This window comes from Pseudomonas sp. Van50, from assembly GCF_055390755.1.
The window spans coordinates 4833856-4847652 of the sequence record NZ_AP024343.1 but is presented as its reverse complement, the minus strand read 5'-3'; the positions used below and the strand labels follow the sequence as shown (position 1 = coordinate 4847652).

Sequence of the window (13797 nt, the reverse complement as noted above, 5' to 3'; positions counted from 1 at the left end):
CGCGACCTCATTCTTGTTGTTGTGGGACTCATCCTAGTTGTTAGTTTTCGTCAAAAGAATGTTAGTTTTTGCGCAGTGGCTGTGCGTTTATAAACAGTCATGCCTTCAGGCGTGTTCAAGGATCGCTTCATGTTCGACTGGAATGACCTGCGCTATTTCCTGGAACTGCAACGCAGTGGGCGTTTGTTGACGGCTGCACGGCGCCTGAACACCACCCACGCCACGGTGGCCCGGCATATCGAGGCCATCGAGAAAAGCCTGGGCACCGCATTGTTCGTCCAGCATGCCCAGGGCTATGAACTGACCCCGGCGGGCGAGACGTTGCTCAAGCACGCCGAGGCCATGGAAAACGTGGCGTTGCTGGCCCAGGAGGACATCACCCAGTCCAGTGCGCCCCTGGGCAAGATCCGCCTGGGGGTGACCGAAGGGCTGGGCATCATGTTTCTCGCCAGTCGCATGGACGGGTTGTTCCAGCGTTATCCGGGGCTGGAGGTGGAACTGGTGGCGGTGCCGCGCTTTGTCAGCATCCTCAACCGTGAGGCGGAAATCAGCATCCACCTCGAACGCCCGGCGGCCGACCTGCTGGTGACCCGCAAACTCACCGACTACAGCCTGGCGCTGTACGCCAGCCAGGCCTACCTGGACCGCTCGCCGGCGTTGCGCAGCCGCGAGGACCTGGCCCGCCACGCCTGGATCGGTTATGTCGATGACCTTTTGTTCAGCCAGGAGCTGATGTTCCTCAACAGCTTTTGCCGCAACCCCGGGTGGTGTTCCACAGTACCAGCGTCATCGCCCAGCAACAGGCCGCGCGCTCGGGCCTGGGGATCGCCGTGTTGCCGTGCTACATGGCCAGCGGTGACCCGACGCTGGTGCCGTTGCTGCCAGACGAAACCATTCGCCGCAGCTATTGGATCAGCACCCGCCGCGAACTGCACAAGTCCGTACGCCTGCGGGTGTTGTGGGATTACGTGGTGCAGTTGTGCGAGCGCGAGCAGGGGTTATTACTCCCCTGAGCAAGCGATGCCTTTGTGGCGAGCCGTTCTGTGGGGGCGATCTGTGGGGGCAAGGCTTGCCCGCGATGAGGAAACACACAGTCTACTTGAAACCGAGTCGCCTGCTTCGCGGGCAAGCCTTGCTCCCACAAATGAATCCCCTTGCCACAGAGTCATCGACTCTCCAGTGCTGGCCGCCCAAGCCCCCTTTTATGGCCCCCAATGACCTCAAGCCGATGCGGTGGCGTGCCTTAGTGTGGGAACTGCCAGACCCACCACAAGAAAGGCGCAACCGTTGCGCCACCAAGAGGGGCCTTATGTCGGCAATCACGCCTTCCTTCCTGCTTCGAACCGCTGCCGTCGTGTCGTTCGGCGCGTTGCTTGCCGCGTGTGGCGAAGAGTCCAAGCCGCCCGCGCCCACGGTATTCACGGCCATGCCCAGCGATGCGGCCCTGGCCCAGGTCTACGACAGCAGCTGCAAGCTCTGCCACGCCAACCCCGGTGCCGGGGCACCGCTGACCGGCGATACGAACGCCTGGGCCCCGCGGGTTGCCCAGGGCGCCGACACCCTGCTGGACCACGCGATCAACGGCTACAACGGCATGCCGCCGATGGGCCTGTGCATGCACTGTTCCGAGGAGCAGTTCCTGGCCTTGATCGCCTTCATGTCCGGTCAACACTTCCAATAATGAATACGGGTACTACGGCATGACGATGGATTACTCACGGCGTCGGTTGCTGCAACAGGCCGGCGTTGTCGCCGCCTTCACGGCACTGGGCAGCCAGGGCGCCCTGGCCGAGCTGATGCGTGCGCCGCGGTTGATCCCGTGGCGCAACTGGTCCGGTGCGCAGAGTTGCCTGCCGGCGGCGCGCCTGGCTCCCAAGGATCTCGATGAACTGGTGCAGGTGGTGCGCCGCGCCGAAGGGCGGATTCGTCCGGTGGGTTCCGGTCATTCCTTCAGCGCCCTGGTGCCCACCGATGGCACCTTGTTGTCGCTGAGTTTTTTCAGTGGCCTGCTGGATCACGACAAGGCCAGCCTGCAAGCCACGTTCGGTGGCGGCACGCCCATGTCCCGCATGGGCCCGGCGCTCAAGGCCATCGGCCAGGCACTGCCGAACATGGCCGACGTGGATTACCAGACCCTGGCCGGTGCCATCGCCACTTCGACCCACGGCACCGGCAAGGCCTTTGGCTCGTACGCGTCCCAGGTCGTCGGCCTGCAACTGGTGACGGCCAGCGGCGAGGTCCTCGATTGCGATGCCCAGCATCATGCCGAAGTGTTCAAGGCTGGCCGGGTGTCCCTTGGCGCGCTGGGGCTGGTGACCCGCGTGCGCCTGCAGAACCGCGCCGCCTATCGCTTGCGCGAGCACCAGTGGGTGGCGAAAACCGAGGAGTTGCTCGAGGACGTGGATGCCAACACCCGGGACAACCAGCACTGGGAAATGCAAGTCGTTACCCATTCCGACTATGCGCTGTCGATCACCCTGAACGAGACCACGGATCCGGCCACGCCGCCGATCAGCCCCGAGGAGGAGGGCGGCAACGAGTTCGTTTCCCTGATCGAAAACCTCGACAAGTACGGCAGCGATTTTCCGGCGATCCGGCGAGCGTTGCTCAACAGCCTGCGGCTGGTGGCCGATTTCGATGACCGCGTCGGCGATTCCCATGACATCTACGCCAACGCCCGTACCGTGCGCTTCAACGAGATGGAGTACTCAGTGCCGGCCGAACACGGCCCGGCGTGCCTGCGGGAGATCCTCGCACTGATCCGCGACAAGGACCTGCGCACCTGGTTTCCCATCGAATACCGCTACGTGAAGGCCGACGACATTGCCTTGAGCATGTTCGAAGGCCGGGACAGTTGCTCGATCTCCGTGCACCAGCACTACCAGATGGACCATCACAATTTCTTCGCCGCCATCGAGCCGATTTTCTGGAAGTACCAGGGCCGTCCGCACTGGGGGAAATTGCACTCTCTGAACGCCAAGGCCCTCCAGGCGCTGTACCCGCGCTGGACTGAATTCACCCAGGTGCGCCAGGCACTGGACCCTGGCGGCAAGTTCCTCAATGGGCATCTTTCATCGCTTCTGGGTTTGAGCTGAAGCACGAACCTGTGGGAGCGAGCTGGCTCGCGATGGCGGTGCATCAGTCGACATTCATGCAAACTGATCCATTGCTATCGCGAGCCAGCTCGCTCCCACAATTGTTTTGGGGTGTTCATAAGGATCTGTATTCCCCTGCACATCTGCTGTGGGAGCGAGCCTGCTCGCGAAGCAGCGACTCGGTCAAAACGCAAACGGGATACTGATCTTGGCCCAGAGCATTTCCCCTTCCGGGCGATTCTCCACGTCGAACTCCTTGGCCCAGCGGATCTCGGCGCTGGCGTACTTGAGGAAGGTCAGGTGCAGTGCCGGGCCAATGGCAAAGACCTGGCCGCGTACGCCATCGTCCACGTCTTGCCCGGCGAATTGCACGGTGCGGCCATACTGTTTGTCGTCAGTGGTCTGCTTGAGGTAGTAGCCGTTGAGCCCCAGCCTCAAGTTGTCGGTCACGCGGTAGCTGACGGAGTAATCGAAGTGGAAAATCTGCCCCGAACGGTAGTCGGTGTCCTTGTTCTTGCGGTTGAAGCTGTAGGTGCTTTTCATCGACACCTCGGTGTCTTCCGTGGGCAGCCAGGTGAAGGAAAACAGTGGCTTGTAGGTGTAGAAATTGTTGCTGGTGTTGGCCAGTCGATCGGTGCTGTATTCGCCGGTCGGTACGGTGATTTCCACTGCTGCGGCCAGGGTCAGGTTTTTGCCCATGTCCCAGAGCACGATGGGCGAAATGGTCGTGTCGCCCATGCCCTCGCGGGTGTCGTGCAGGCCGAACACCGAAACTTCCTGCTTGATCCAGGGTTGGGCGATGTAGATCCCCGCGCGCCCACCGGCCACCCGCAACGGGCTCAGGTAATCGATGCGCGGGACCACTGCCGTGGATTCGATTTCGACATCCGGCAGTTCGCCGCCCAATGAACTGATGTTGAATTTCCGGGCCTTGTAATGGTTGTAGTAGAGGTTGAAGGCGACCATGTGGTCCGGAAGGCTGTCGACCTCCAGCGGCAACACAAAAAAGCCGTCGGTGCCAGGGCCGATGTTGTCCACCCCCGATTCGGTCGCCAGGGCGGGCAGGGCACCGCCGCAGGCCAGGCCGAGGGTCAGTTGCAAGGCGAATGTCGTGCGGGTCGGGTTCATGAGGGGGCTCATTATTATTGTTGGAAATGCACCGGAGGTCCGAGTCATACAAATAAGCCCTTCGCCGCCGACAGGGCAGGGTATTGGCGGCCATACAGGGGACTTGGGCGGCCAGATTTTTATGCCCCTCTATCCAGCGGCTCATGCTAACTTTATGAAATAACCGGTTACAAAAACGCCACCTAACGTGCTCCGGAATCCGCCCCATGCAGATGAAAGTCATCGATCCCACCTATGAATTGGCGCTGGTATCGCCATTTCTGCTGCAAACCCTGGCCGAGGTGGTGGCGGACAAGGGCTTCGATGCCGCCAGCCTGTGTCGCGGCCTGGGGTTCGACCTCGATGACCTGCAAGATCCGGCCCAGCGCATTTCCTACCGCCAGGCCGTGATCATGATTCAACGTTCGCTCAAGCTGTTGCCCGACCAGGGCCTGGGGCTGTGGGTGGGTGATCGCAACGTGCTTGGCACCCTCGGCCTGCTGGGTCACGTCTTGTCGTTGTGCGAAACCCTGCGCGATGCCTTCGCCCTGGGGGTTCGTTACCAGCACACCACCGGCGGCATCGCGGTGACCCGTGTCGAAGAAGCCACTGACCGAATCAGGGTCGAGGCCACTTGCCGCCTGCCTTTCGCCGAGATCCAGGTGTTTGCCGTGGAAGAGTTCTTCGCCAGCCTGATGGTCTATGGCCGGGCGCTGGCCAGTCCCGATTTCAAGCCCCTGGCCGTGGAGTTCATGCACGCCGCGCCGTCCTATGCCCAGGAATATCAGCGGATATTGGGACCGGAGGTGCGCTTCGGTTGCCGGCACAATCGCATGTTGATCGATGTGCGCTGGCTGGATATGCGCTTGCCCAATCATCACCCGCTGGCCCTGCGCCAGGCATTGGCCTTGCTGGAGCAAGAGGCCTGCGAGGTCCACCAGAAGATCGACCTGATCCAGACCGTGGAACGGGCCATTGCCCGGGACCTGACCCGTGGCAGCCACATCGAGAAAATCGCCAGCGATCTCAACATGAGCAGCCGCACCCTGCGTCGGCGCCTGACCGAACACAGCCTGACCTTCGAGACCTTGCTCGAACAAGTGCGCCGCGGCCGCACCCTGAACCTGCTGGCCAACCCCGATCTGTCCATCGAGCGCATCACCGAAGAAGTCGGCTACAGCGATGTGCGCAGTTTCCGCCGGGCGTTCCGGCGCTGGACCGGCATGAGCCCGAGCGCGTTTCGCAACGAGGGGCAAACGTTGTAGCCACGACATTCAGGCTGGGTCTGATTAAACTCCTGCCTTTTTTGAGGGGCTCATTGCGCAGCCTGGGCCTTGATTCCATGAGTCAAACGATGAAAACGGTACGCTGGGGCATGATCGGGTGTGGCAGCGTGACGGAACGCAAGAGTGGGCCGGCTTTCTACAAGGCGCCCGGTTCAGCGCTGGTAGCGGTGATGGGGCGACGTCTGGAGGCCGTGTCCGATTATGCTGGACGCCACGGCATCGCCAGGTTCTACACCGACGCGCAGGCCCTGATCGATGATCCCGAAGTCGATGCGGTTTACATTGCGACGCCGCCCGACAGTCATTTGAGCTATAGCCTGCTGGTGGCTGCCGCAGGCAAACATTGCTGCGTCGAGAAACCCATGTCCCTCAATGTCGCGCAGAGCCGGTTTGTATCAGGCAGAAGATGCGGTCGTGGCCAATTGGCGTTTTGCCTGCGGGGCCACAGGCATGGGCTGTTGGAACTTCGTCGCTGACCGACGTGAGGACCGTGTGGAAGTGATTGGCAGTCAAGGGCGGATCAGCTTCTCGGTGTTCGATGAGGCGCCGCTGCAACTGTGTACGGACACCTCCGTCAGCCTCGACATCCCTCATCATCCTGAGCATATCCAGTGGCACCATGTACTCGGCATGAATGCCCATATCCGTGGTGAGTCGAAGCATCCCGCCGTGGCCGAAGAGGCCTTGAAGACCGACTGGGTGATGGACCGCATTCTCCAGCGCCGTTGAGACGAGCCCGCGCGGGCATAACCTAATGCTCAAAGAGTATTTCCCAAGCGTCGGACGGTTTCCCTAAGATCACGTCATAACTCGTTATGACAAGTGATAAGGGCCATGTCCGACAACGTTCTTTCCCTCAACAGCGTACCGCTGCACACGCAACTGCGAGACGTGCTGCGTGCGCGGATTCTCGACGGTGAATACCCCCAGGGCGGGCAGATGCCCTCGGAAAGCGAGCTCGGCGTGTTGTTTCGCGTCAGCCGCATCACCGTGCGCCAGGCCTTGGGCGATCTGCAAAAGGAAGGCCTGATTTTCAAGATCCACGGCAAAGGCACGTTCGTGGCCAAGCCCAAGACCTTCCAGAACGTCAGCACTCTCCAGGGCCTGGCCGAGTCCATGACCGGGCGCGGTTTCGAGGTGATCAACCGCTTGCTCAGTTTCAAATTCATCGCGGCCGACAAACAGGTGGCCGAGCGCCTGAAGTTGATGGAAGGGGACACGGTGGCGCAGATCAAACGGGTGCGTTTGATCAACCGCGAGCCGGTTTCCCTGGAGATCACCTACCTGCCCAAGGCCCTGGGTGAACGGCTGGAAAAGGCCGACCTGGTCACTCGCGACATTTTTCTGATCCTGGAAAACGACTGCGCCTTGACCTTGGGCCATGCCGACCTGGCCATCGATGCGGTGCTGGCCGACAGCGACCTGACCCAGGCGCTGGAGGTCGAACCAGGCTCGCCCATCATGCGCATCGAGCGCCTGACCCATGACGCCAGCGGTCAGCCCCTGGACTTCGAACACCTCTATTACCGTGGCGATGCCTTCCAGTACCGCTTGCGGATCGACCGGCAAAAAGGGACGCAGCTCCATGACTAGAAGCACCCTGGAACAGGAATACGACATTGTCGTCATCGGCGGTGGCACGGCCGGGCCCATGGCGGCGATCAAGGCCAAGGAACGCAACCGTGACTTGCGCGTGTTGCTGGTGGACAAGGCCAACGTCAAGCGCAGCGGTGCCATCAGCATGGGCATGGACGGCTTGAACAACGCCATCATCCCCGGCCATTCCACGCCCGAGCAGTACACCAAGGAAATCACCATCGCCAACGACGGCATCGTCAACCAGGCGGCGGTGTACGCCTATGCCACCCACAGCTTCGAAACCATCGAGCAACTGGACCGCTGGGGCGTGAAGTTCGAGAAGGATGAAACCGGCGACTACGCGGTGAAAAAGGTCCATCACATGGGCGCTTATGTGCTGCCGATGCCGGAAGGGCACGACATCAAGAAGGTGCTTTATCGCCAACTGAAACGGGCGCGAGTGAGCATCACCAATCGGCTGGTCTGCACGCGGTTGCTGACCGACGAAGCGGGCGCGGTGAACGGCGTGATGGGCTTCGATTGCCGCACCGCCGACTTTCATGTGATCAAGGCCAAGGCCGTGATTCTCTGCTGCGGCGCGGCGGGGCGCCTGGGCTTGCCGGCCTCCGGCTACCTGATGGGCACGTATGAAAACCCGACCAATGCCGGCGACGGTTATGCCATGGCCTATCACGCCGGTGCCGAACTGGCGAACCTGGAGTGCTTCCAGATCAACCCGTTGATCAAGGACTACAACGGCCCGGCGTGCGCTTACGTCACCGGTCCCCTGGGCGGCTACACCGCCAACAACAAGGGCGAGCGCTTCATCGAGTGCGACTACTGGAGCGGGCAGATGATGTGGGAGTTCCATCAGGAACTCGAAGGTGGCAATGGCCCGGTGTTCCTCAAGCTCGATCATCTGGCCGAGGAGACCATCCAGAACATCGAAGAGATCCTGCACAGCAACGAACGGCCGAGTCGCGGTCAGTTCCATGCCAACCGCGGCACCGACTACCGCACGCAGATGGTGGAAATGCACATCTCCGAGATCGGTTTTTGCAGCGGCCATTCGGCGTCGGGCGTGTGGGTCAACGAGCGGGCCGAGACCTCGGTCAAGGGCCTGTACTCGGCCGGCGACATGGCGGCAGTGCCGCACAACTACATGCTCGGTGCGTTCACCTACGGCTGGTTTGCTGGCAACAACGCTGCGGATTTCGTCGCCGGCAAGGATTTCTCGGCGCTGGATGCCGGGCAGATCGAGCGGGAGAGGGCACGTGTCTACGCACCGCTGGACCGCGAGCACGGCCTGCCGCCGGCCCAGGTGGAGTACAAGCTGCGTCGCTTCGTCAACGATTACCTGCAACCGCCGAAAGTCACCAAGAAAATGCAGATCGGCCTGCAACGCTTCAGCGATATCCAGCGCGACCTGGACCAGCTCAAGGCCCATAACCCTCATGAGCTGATGCGCGCCATGGAAGTCAGCGTGATCCGCGACTGCGCCGAAATGGCCGCCCGTGCCTCGCTGTTTCGCGCCGAAAGCCGTTGGGGCCTGTACCACTATCGGGTCGATCATCCACAACGCAACGACAGCGACTGGTTCTGCCATTGCCATTTGAAGAAGGGCGATGACGGCGCGATGACTTCATTCAAGAAAGCCGTCGAACCCTACGTCATCGCCCTCGATGCCGACGAACTGCAGGCCTACGACCGGTTGCGGGTCGGTGCCGACGCGGCGTGAACCGTCCACCCAGAGAGAACGCCCATGGCCTATCAACCCCAGGAAATCTTTTTCCGCTCCAATGCCCCCGTCACCGTGGACGAGGACAAATGCATCGCTCACAAGGGTTGCACGGTTTGCGTCGATGTCTGCCCCATGGACCTGCTGGCGATCAACCCGGCGACCCAGAAGGCCTACATGGCGTTCGACGAATGCTGGTACTGCATGCCCTGTGAAAAGGACTGCCCGACGGGGGCGGTGAAAGTGGAGATTCCGTATCTGTTGCGCTGACTGACAAGACGTCATCGCGAGCAAGCTCGCTCCCACAGTGGGTCGAAGCCGGTCGCAGATCTTATGTACACCGATAAACCTGTGGGAGCGAGCTTGCTCGCGATGAGGCCCACCCAAACACCACAAAAGCCATCCGGCCACCCCCGGACGCCACATTCAGAACACCCCTCGTTTCCCACCGCGCCCTGATCGTGGCGGAGACGACATCCAATAAATGATTCGAGGGGACACACCCATGCTATTACGTGCAGCACTCGCCGGTCTGGTACTGGCTTCATTGACCCTGCCTGCCCAGGCAGAAACCATCCGTATCGCCATCGGCACCCAGGACACCACCATCAACTGCGCCGCCGGCGGGTTGTTGATCCGGGAGCTGGGCCTGCTGGATAAATACCTGCCCCATGACGGCGCCTACAAGGACGCCCGATACGATATCCAGTGGAAGAACTTCACCAGCGGCGCGCCGCTGACCAACGAGATGGTCGCCGGCAAACTCGACTTCGGCGCCATGGCCGATTTCCCTGGGGCGTTCAACGGCGTGGCGTTCGAAACCGCTGGCAAGCACAGCCTGTTCATCAGCGTGCTGTCGGGCAGTACCCAGGGCAGCGGCAACGGCATTGTGGTGCCCAGTGCGTCGGGCGTGCAGTCCCTGGCCGAGCTCAAGGGCAAGACCATTTCCGTGCCGTTCGCCTCCACCGCTCACGGTATGTTGTTGCGCGCCGTCGCCGCCCAGGGCTGGGATCCGCTCAAGGATGTGAACATCATTGCCCAGCCGCCGGAAGTCGCCGGCTCGGCGCTGCAAGCCGGCAAGATCGACGCCCACGCCGACTTCGTGCCGTTCGCCGAACTGTTCCCCAGCCGGGGCTTCGCCCGCAAGATCTACGACGGTGCCCAGGCCAACACACCCACGTTCCACGGCGCGCTGGTGGACCAGGCCTATGCCAAGCAGTACCCGGAAATCGTCGTCGCCTACCTGCGCGCCACCATCGAGGCCAATCAACTGCTGGCCGCCGAGCCGGAGAAGTACAGCGAGCTGATCGCCAAGGTCACCGGGGTGGATGCCGAGGTCAACTACCTGTTCCACGGGCCGTTGGGGGTGCAGACCCGCGACCTGACCTGGAAACCGGAATACCGCCAGGCCGTCGGCACCGCCATCGACACCCTCAAGCTGCTGAAAAAGGCTGATCGCGGCCTGGACCTCAATACCTTCATCGATGACCAGTACATCCGCGCCGCCTTCAAGGCGTCGAACCTGGACTACACCGCGCAACTGGCTAACTACGCCCAGACCCCGCTGGGCAGCAGCGATGCGTCGACCGGCCAGGCAATCGCCGACGCCCGCCACGTGGCCGAGATCTGGGTGCGCGGCGAGCCGAAAGTGCGCCATTACGCCTCGGCCCAATCGGCCTTCGCCGCGCTGGCGAGCCTCAAGCAGGAAGGCAAGGGCATCCGCGCCGTCTATGCCCAGGCCAGCGACAGCGGAATCAAGCTGCTGGCCGAACAGGCGTGGTTCGCCAGTGATGCCAAGGGCCAGCTCAGTGCGTTCCTGCTCAAGGGCCAGGCCCAGCAATTTGCCACGGCCCAGGGCGGAAAAGTCTTCGACTTCAGCGAGGCCACCACCCAGGCCGTTGCCGCCCGCTGATTTCGGCCAATGACCTGTGGGAGCGAGCTTGCTCGCGATAGCGGCGTGTCAGTCACATCCATTCAACTGATCTGACGCTATCGCGAGCAAGCTCGCTCCCACAGGGGTACACATCAGAGGATCAATTCGTGTCCCCATTATCCAAGCGCTGGCTCCTGCGAGCCGCTTCACTGCTGCTCTGCCTGTTGTTCTGGCAACTCGCTGCAACCGGCCACTGGAACCTCGGCCTGGTGACCTTCGCCAACGTCCCGACGCCACTGGCAGTGATCCAGGCGGCGCTGGGCCTGGGAGAGTCGGGCAACCTCGGCCGGCACCTGGGCAGCAGCCTGGGCCGGGTCTTTGCCGGTTATGGCGCGGCGCTGTTGATCGGCGTGGCGCTGGGCCTGGCCATCGGCCGTTCGAAATGGGCCGAAGACCTGTTGCTGCCGCCATTGGAAGTGCTGCGGCCGATCCCGGCGGTGGCCTGGATTCCACTGGCGATCCTGATGTTCCCTTCGTCGGAACTGTCGATGGTGTTCATCACCTTCACCGGCGCGCTGTTCCCGATCCTGCTCAACACCGTACACGGCGTCGAAGGCGTGGACCGGCGGCTGATCGCCTCGGCGAAAAGCCTCGGGGCCGGACGCGGGGCGATCCTGTTGGAGGTGATTCTGCCGGGCGCCGCGCCGAGCATCATCACCGGCCTGGCTATCGGCATGGGCACGTCCTGGTTCTGCCTGGTGACGGCGGAAATGATCGCCGGCCAGTACGGCATCGGCTACTACACCTGGGCCTCCTACACCGTGCAGAACTACGCCGACATCGTCGTCGGCATGTTGCTGATCGGTGTGTTGGGCATGGGCAGCAGCCTGTTGATCAAACGCCTGGGCGGGCTGTTCACGCCTTGGCATCGGCCACGAGGAAAAGCCTGATGAGCGTGATGCAAACACCCGAAGGACGGATCGATATCCGTCAGTTGTCCATTGTCCTTGGCGAGGGAGCCCAGGCCTTCGAAGCGGTCCAGGGGCTCGATTGCCAGATCGAGGCGGGCCAGTTCGTCTGTGTCCTCGGGCCGTCCGGCTGCGGCAAGTCCACCTTGCTCGGGGCCTTGGCCGGGCATCTGCAACCGCGCTCCGGCAGCTTGAATGTCGACGGCTTGAACGTTTCCGGCCCGTCGCCCCAACGCGGCATGGTGTTCCAGCAACACACGCTGTTTCCCTGGCGCAGCGTGCGCGACAACGTCGCCTTCGGCCTGAAGATGCGTGGCCTGAGCAAGGCCGAACGGCACCGGGCCGCCGATGAGATCCTTGCGCTGGTGGGCCTGGAAGGGTTTGCCGGGCACTGGCCGGATCAACTTTCTGGGGGCATGCAGCAACGGGTGGAAATCGCCCGGGTGCTGGTCAACCGTCCACGGCTGCTGCTGATGGACGAACCCTTCGGCGCGCTCGATGCCCTGACCCGGTTGAATATGCAGGAGCTGCTGCTGGACATCTGGACCCGCATTCGCACCACCGTGGTGTTCGTCACCCACGACATCGACGAGGCGCTGTTCCTGGCCGATCGCTTGCTGGTGATGAGCCCGCGTCCGGGGCGGATCATCGAAGACCTGCGCCTGGACTTCCCACGGCCACGCACGACCGAACTGGTCACCCGCCCTGAATTCTCCCGCTTGAAGCGCCACTGCCTCGACCTGCTGCGCCATGAGGATGGCCGGCAGTTGCCGCGCCTCAATCCCCTCGGGCTTCCCCTGAAACCTCCTTGCCGCGATTTGCCCTATGACCTCTCTATTCGAAAACACCGACAACGACGACATCCTTGCCCTGCAACCACGCCTGACTGACGAGGATCCGGGCGTGCGCCGCATCGCCCTGATCGAACTGGCCGACCTTGAGGAGCCTGAAGGCCTGCTGTGGCTGGTGGACCGTCTGGCTGAAGATCCCAGTGCTGACGTGCGAGCCGAAGCCGCGCGATTGCTTGAAGCCTGGGAGGATGCGCCGGTGGTGAGGGCCTTGTGCGAGGCCCTGACCGATTCGTCGCCAAGTGTGCAGGCCGCTGCCGCCCAGAGCCTGAGCCTGCTCAAGAGCGAGGCGGCGGGAAGGGTGATCCTGCCCTGGACGGCACATGCCGAGGCCGGTGTGCGCGTCGCGGCGTTCAGGGCCTTGCGCGAGTTGCGTCTGCTTGAGGCAGCACCGGCGGCAAGCGTTGCCCTGGCTGACGGCGATGCCAGCGTGCGCCGCGAGGCGGTTGGCGTGCTGGGCTGGCTCAAACACCTCGACGCCTTGCCGGCCCTGGCCCGGTTGGCCAGTGATGATCCGGATACGGAGGTGCGCCGCGCGGCCACTGGCGCCCTTGGCCTGGCTTCGGACGCGCAAGTCTTGCCGGCGCTGCGCCAGGCCCTCCGGGATCCGGCCTGGGCGGTGCGCGAAGAGGCCGCCACTACCTTGGGCAAGGTCGGTCACGCCGATGCCGGTCCGGCCCTGGTCGAAGCCTTGGATGACGATTATTGGCAAGTGCGCTTGCGGGCCACTCGCAGCCTCGGTCGCTTGCGTTACGCCCCGGCGTTGGCGGCCTTGATCGAAACCCTGGGCCATCGCATCAGCAACTTGCGCAAGGAAGCGGCCCTGGCCTTGGGAGAGTTGAACGAACCAGGCGCAATCCCGGCGTTGCAGGCGGCCCAGGACGATGGCGACCCCGAAGTGCGCAAAGCCGTACGCATTGCCTTGGGGCAACTGCAATGAGCCCGCTGGCGCTGGGCAACTCCCAAGGCAAAGGTCAATTGCGCCTGGACTGGCCCGACGGCCGCGAGCAACGCCTGGACCATGCCACCCTGCGCCAGCACTGCCCATGCTCGCGGTGCCGGGCGCTGCGCCTGCAAGGGCTGACCGTCCAGGTCGATCCGCGGATCCGGGTGGTGGCAGTCAACCCACAGGGCTACGGGGTGCAACTGGTCTTCAGTGATGGACATGAGCGGGGGATTTACCCGTGGGCCTACCTGGCGGGGCTTGAGGCTACCTGATCACCTCGGCCCCCTGTGGGAGCGAGCTTGCTCGCGATGAAGGCGGTACAGACAAGCTGTGAACTGACTGGCGGCGCTTGTCAGAA

At 62.7% G+C, this 13797-nt stretch carries 12 protein-coding genes and 2 pseudogenes; 13 read left to right on the top strand and 1 reads right to left on the bottom strand.

The window, feature by feature from the left end; translation table 11 throughout:
• Nucleotides 1–129: 129 nt before the first annotated feature.
• From ACZ5M5_RS20490 to ACZ5M5_RS20480, 3 genes and pseudogenes are all read left to right on the top strand, one after another.
• Nucleotides 130–1013 (top strand): annotated as a pseudogene (locus tag ACZ5M5_RS20490) (LysR family transcriptional regulator).
• 296 nt (nt 1014–1309) lie between these two features.
• Nucleotides 1310–1681, top strand: coding sequence for a c-type cytochrome (locus tag ACZ5M5_RS20485; RefSeq protein ID WP_103309159.1), 372 nt, complete (start codon nt 1310–1312; stop codon nt 1679–1681).
• A 115-nt stretch (nt 1682–1796) separates the two neighbouring features.
• Nucleotides 1797–3095 (top strand): D-arabinono-1,4-lactone oxidase, encoded by a 1299-nt coding sequence (locus ACZ5M5_RS20480; RefSeq protein WP_464739431.1) that lies wholly within the window; start codon nt 1797–1799, stop codon nt 3093–3095.
• A 183-nt stretch (nt 3096–3278) separates the two neighbouring features.
• Here ACZ5M5_RS20480 and ACZ5M5_RS20475 read toward each other — a convergent pair whose 3' ends face one another.
• On the bottom strand, nt 3279–4223 hold the full coding sequence (locus tag ACZ5M5_RS20475) for a SphA family protein (protein WP_060741494.1): 945 nt from the start codon (nt 4221–4223) through the stop codon (nt 3279–3281).
• Nucleotides 4224–4429: 206 nt separating this feature from the next.
• Between ACZ5M5_RS20475 and ACZ5M5_RS20470 the strand changes: the two genes are divergently transcribed.
• From ACZ5M5_RS20470 to ACZ5M5_RS20425, 10 genes and pseudogenes are all read left to right on the top strand, one after another.
• Nucleotides 4430–5467: an AraC family transcriptional regulator gene (locus ACZ5M5_RS20470; RefSeq protein WP_464737901.1), complete on the top strand. Its 1038-nt coding sequence runs from the start codon at nt 4430–4432 to the stop codon at nt 5465–5467.
• Between the two features lie 89 nt (nt 5468–5556).
• A pseudogene (locus tag ACZ5M5_RS20465) lies at nt 5557–6217 on the top strand (Gfo/Idh/MocA family protein).
• 105 nt (nt 6218–6322) lie between these two features.
• Entirely contained in the window at nt 6323–7081 is a 759-nt protein-coding gene (locus tag ACZ5M5_RS20460; RefSeq protein WP_103309151.1) for a GntR family transcriptional regulator, read from the top strand.
• Nucleotides 7074–8804 carry a fumarate reductase/succinate dehydrogenase flavoprotein subunit gene (locus tag ACZ5M5_RS20455; protein ID WP_060741498.1) on the top strand — a complete coding sequence of 577 codons (1731 nt, stop codon included), beginning with the start codon at nt 7074–7076 and terminating at the stop codon, nt 8802–8804. The genes ACZ5M5_RS20460 and ACZ5M5_RS20455 overlap by 8 nt, the downstream gene beginning before the upstream one ends.
• Nucleotides 8805–8828: 24 nt before the next feature.
• Nucleotides 8829–9074: a 4Fe-4S dicluster domain-containing protein gene (locus ACZ5M5_RS20450; protein ID WP_003180418.1), complete on the top strand. Its 246-nt coding sequence runs from the start codon at nt 8829–8831 to the stop codon at nt 9072–9074.
• A gap of 235 nt (nt 9075–9309) precedes the next feature.
• The gene (locus ACZ5M5_RS20445; RefSeq protein ID WP_103309149.1) at nt 9310–10716 is read left to right on the top strand and encodes an ABC transporter substrate-binding protein; all 1407 of its coding nucleotides are present in this window, start codon (nt 9310–9312) and stop codon (nt 10714–10716) included.
• 128 nt (nt 10717–10844) lie between these two features.
• Nucleotides 10845–11627, top strand: a complete 783-nt coding sequence (locus tag ACZ5M5_RS20440; protein ID WP_060741500.1) for an ABC transporter permease — start codon at nt 10845–10847, stop codon at nt 11625–11627.
• Nucleotides 11627–12535, top strand: coding sequence for an ABC transporter ATP-binding protein (locus ACZ5M5_RS20435; protein ID WP_464737900.1), 909 nt, complete (start codon nt 11627–11629; stop codon nt 12533–12535). The genes ACZ5M5_RS20440 and ACZ5M5_RS20435 overlap by 1 nt, the downstream gene beginning before the upstream one ends.
• On the top strand, nt 12471–13433 hold the full coding sequence (locus tag ACZ5M5_RS20430) for a HEAT repeat domain-containing protein (protein ID WP_464737899.1): 963 nt from the start codon (nt 12471–12473) through the stop codon (nt 13431–13433). Before ACZ5M5_RS20435 ends, ACZ5M5_RS20430 begins: the two co-directional genes overlap by 65 nt.
• Nucleotides 13430–13711 (top strand): DUF971 domain-containing protein, encoded by a 282-nt coding sequence (locus tag ACZ5M5_RS20425; protein ID WP_207282820.1) that lies wholly within the window; start codon nt 13430–13432, stop codon nt 13709–13711. The genes ACZ5M5_RS20430 and ACZ5M5_RS20425 overlap by 4 nt, the downstream gene beginning before the upstream one ends.
• Nucleotides 13712–13797: the final 86 nt, after the last annotated feature.